At 37.2% G+C, this 3,780-nt stretch carries 3 protein-coding genes; 1 reads left to right on the plus strand and 2 read right to left on the minus strand.

Annotated features, from left to right (window positions below; genetic code table 11):
• Positions 1-43 precede the first annotated feature (43 nt).
• Positions 44-1,672, plus strand: a complete 1,629-nt coding sequence (locus Q0L68_RS17730; protein ID WP_296705597.1) for a DUF4038 domain-containing protein — start codon at positions 44-46, stop codon at positions 1,670-1,672.
• A 22-nt stretch (positions 1,673-1,694) separates the two neighbouring features.
• Here the strand turns inward: Q0L68_RS17730 and Q0L68_RS17735 are convergent, their stop codons facing one another.
• Both Q0L68_RS17735 and Q0L68_RS17740 read right to left on the minus strand, forming a co-directional pair.
• Positions 1,695-3,017 (minus strand): Nramp family divalent metal transporter, encoded by a 1,323-nt coding sequence (locus Q0L68_RS17735; protein WP_296705598.1) that lies wholly within the window; start codon positions 3,015-3,017, stop codon positions 1,695-1,697.
• A gap of 226 nt (positions 3,018-3,243) precedes the next feature.
• Positions 3,244-3,504, minus strand: a complete 261-nt coding sequence (locus tag Q0L68_RS17740) for a GIY-YIG nuclease family protein (protein WP_296705599.1) — start codon at positions 3,502-3,504, stop codon at positions 3,244-3,246.
• Positions 3,505-3,780: the final 276 nt, after the last annotated feature.

Genomic DNA, 3,780 nt, shown 5'->3' on the forward strand with positions numbered 1-3,780 from the left:
TTGCTTATTGATTTTTCTATTGTTCCATGTAATATAAACCTATATGCGTATTAGAATTATTTGTTTCCTTTTAGGGCTTATTTTGATTCCATATTTTGCGATAAGCCAAACGAAAAAATTTGATCGTTTTGAATATACTTTTACCAGTTCAAAAGACTATGAAAATGCGCTTTACAATGTAAATACCTTTGATATTACTTTTTCCTCCCCTTCGGGAAGACAAAAAACCGTAAGGGGATTTTGGGATGGAGGAAGGACTTGGAAAGTGAGGTTTATGCCTGATGAGGTTGGAACATGGACATTTACAAGTATTTCCTCCGATAAAGAAAATTCCGGATTGCATGAAGTCAATGGAACTTTTGAATGTATTGAGAATGATAGTGAACTGGATTTATTTCAAAAGGGAAACATTGTTCATCCAAAGGGTACTTATCACTTGAGCCATTCCAACGGTGATCCATTTTTTTGGACAGCTTGTACCGCATGGAATGGAGCTTTAAAGTCTACCGATGAGGAATGGGAACATTATCTGAACCAAAGGAAGGAAAATCATTACAATACGATTCAACTTGTCACCACCCAATGGAGAGGAGGATCTACTAATGCAGAAGGAAAAGTGGCTTTTACAGGTTCCGGAAGAATTGTTCTTGACCCGGATTTCTTTAAAAGAATAGATAAGAAAATAGAGGAAGCAAATAGAAAAGGATTACTGGTTTCACCTGTTATTCTTTGGGCGCTTCCATTTGGGCCTGCTACAGAGTTGAGTCCTGGATATTATTTGCCGATTCGTGAGGCAGTTTTACTTGGTAAATATATTGTTGCCCGTTATCAGGGGAACCATGTACTTTGGACCTTGGGGGGAGATGGTCAATATTATGGAGATTTGGAGGATCGATGGAAGTCTATTGGTTCACAAATTTTTGGGGATGATAAACACCAGGGGCTGGTAACATTACATCCTCATGGGCTTTCTTGGATAGGCGATTTATATGAAGATGAGACTTGGTATGATGTTATAACATATCAATCTTCCCACTCCAATTCTGAAAATACCGTCAATTGGATTAATAAAGGGCCAGTTGCTCAAACCTGGGAAAAATTGAGACCTATGCCGATCATTAATACTGAACCCAACTATGAAGAAATCTTCTTTAAAATAACTGCTGAAGATGTAAGAAATGCATCTTATTGGAGTGTATTTTCAGCTCCTATTTCAGGAATTACTTATGGTGCTAATGGGATTTGGCCTTGGCTTAGAGTAGGGGAAGAGATCGAAAACCATGAGAAAGCAAATGGTACGCATACCTGGAAGGAAAGTATTGAATTTGATGGAAGCTATCAGGTAGGATATTTAAATGAATTTATTAACTCATTAAAATGGTGGGAGTTTAGACCAGCAAATGAACTTTTGGTAAACCAGCCAGGTAATAAAACTTTTAATCACTTTACATCAGTAGTAGCAAATGAAGACCGATCTATTATTTTGGCTTATTCTCCAGTCAACCAGGCAATAAAACTTTTCGAACTTAATGGAATAGAATATGAGGCAAGATGGTTTGACCCGGTTAAGAATTCTTATTTAAAGGCTGATATTCAAAAGGAAGGGAATATTCTTCTGTTTGAAAATCCTTTAAATCAGGATATGGTATTGATTTTGGAAAAGAAAAATTAATCTCAGTCAAATTTAAATTTCATTAAAACCAGAAAAGCTTTATAATTCCATAGATAGAAACCAAGCCAATGGAAACTACACTTAACCAAAACATCACTTTTGAAAAAATCCCAGAAGTTAAGTTTAAAGTATTATTCTTAACCCTAAACTGAATAGCCGCATAAACGACCAACAAAAGAAGTACGGAGCCTACAACCCCTCCGGATAAAACCATAAATGCAGGAAGCTTAACAAAAGCAAAAGCTATAGCCCATAGGATTGGCAGTGTCCAGGCTAAAATTGCCACCCAGTTTTTTCTAGTTTTTTGATTTTCATAATTTATCCAACCTAATTCTCCGAAGATATCTGGAAAAAGCCTTGTCCAATAAGCTAGCGTCGCAAAAACACTTGAAAATAATACGAAGAACGCTCCCGTGATATAAGCAAGACGAGCATCTTCACCTAGCGTTTGAGTATAGATATTGGCTAATTTCTCTATCAATTGATTTCCATTTGGTATTGTTTCATTTCCATATAGAATGGAAGCTCCTAATAAATAAAATGCTGATGTGACAATGGTGTAAATAAACATTGCTACAAAAGCATCCAAATACATAATTTTTATCCAACCTTTTGCTCTAGTTTTCCATTCTTCTGTGCCATCATTTTCACCCGTTGATTTTGCATATCCCTTCTCTAGGCACCAATAGGTGTAAGCGATTATTTCATCGCTTGCGACTCCAGTAATTCCAAATGCTCCTATTGCAACAAATATTAAATTTGAAGGTAAATCGAAAGTCAATCCACTCAATACATCCGTCAAAGTAAAAGCATAAGGACTATAACTAACTGCAATTACAGAAGCAAGAGTGAAAATTGTAAAGCCAAAAACCATCAACATAGAAGTTCGCTCCACGATTTTGTAGTAATTCCGGTAAATCAAAAGACTGGTAATTGCCCCCAAAATAAACGCCAACAAAATAGGAGAGAGCTGAGGCATAAGCATATTTAGAGCAATAGCCGCACCTCCAATCATCCCGCCTAATTGCACTATTTTAAAAATTGTCAATAAAAAAGTACTCCAAACAGCCCAGTTTTTTGGTCCAGGTAAGATTGAAAAAGAATTCATCAGTGGCTTTCCAGTGACAATTGCATTTTTCCCAAATTCCAATTGGATCGCTACTTTAATCAAACAACTCACCAGAATAACCCAAAAGGTGATAAATCCTCCTTCTGCTCCAAGCACGGTAGTGGCAATTAACTCACCGGAACCTACGATGGAAGCTGAAAGAATAAATCCTGGACCCAGAAATTTAAATTTTTCAATTAGTGAGGATGGCGGATTTTTTATCTCGGGCGATGTCATCCACTAAAAGTAGGAAAATATGGTTATCCTAAATGAAGCACCTAGTCTTATTTTCTTTGGTTTACTTTCCGGAAGAATGAAGAAAGATTTTCTTATAACACACAAAAAAATGGCTTCCATTTCTGAAAGCCTGAGCAGCGAGTGGGAGATTTGAATTTAACTGCCGAAGGTAGGCTCCCGTCCGCCGCGCCTGTGCGCCGTGGCGTAGCGGATATGAATCCTTTGCTCATAAATAATTTGCAAGAATGTTTTTCTTAATCCATTCTCTTCCTTTTCCTGATTTTAGTTCTTTTTCGCGAATCAAAGCATCTTTTTTGGTATCAAAGAATTCCACATGAATTACAACCCATGGACGGTATCTTAAAGTATATCCTTTGGTTGATTTGAAATTATGAAAATGAAACCTAGTAATTAAATCTGATGTCATTCCGGTATAAGTTTTTCCGGTAGTTTTCGAAAAAAGTACATAGACAACAAATTCATCCATGTTTGAAAAATAAAAAAAGGCTTCCATTTCTGAAAGCCTTCGTAGCGAGAGGGAGATTTGAACTCCCGTCCGCCACGGCGGATATGAATCCTATCTCTTTTAGATGAATTTAAAAAGAAGAAGGCTTCCGTTTCCGAAAGCCTTGAGTAGCGAGAGGGAGATTTGAATTTAACTGCCGAAGGTAGGCTCCCGTCCGCCGCGCCTGTGCGCCGTGGCGTAGCGGATATGAATCCTTTGCTCATAAATAATTTGCAAGAATGTTTTTCTTAATCCATT

It is taken from the genome of Algoriphagus sp. (genome assembly GCF_024642405.1).
Classification (GTDB): Bacteria; Bacteroidota; Bacteroidia; order Cytophagales; family Cyclobacteriaceae; genus Algoriphagus.

Coding starts and splice junctions, on each gene's coding strand:
- Q0L68_RS17740 (WP_296705599.1), bottom strand. CDS start 3,504: ATGGATGAATTTGTTGTCTATGTACTTTTTTCGAAAACTACCGGAAAA.
- Q0L68_RS17735 (WP_296705598.1), bottom strand. CDS start 3,017: ATGACATCGCCCGAGATAAAAAATCCGCCATCCTCACTAATTGAAAAA.
- Q0L68_RS17730 (WP_296705597.1), top strand. CDS start 44: ATGCGTATTAGAATTATTTGTTTCCTTTTAGGGCTTATTTTGATTCCA.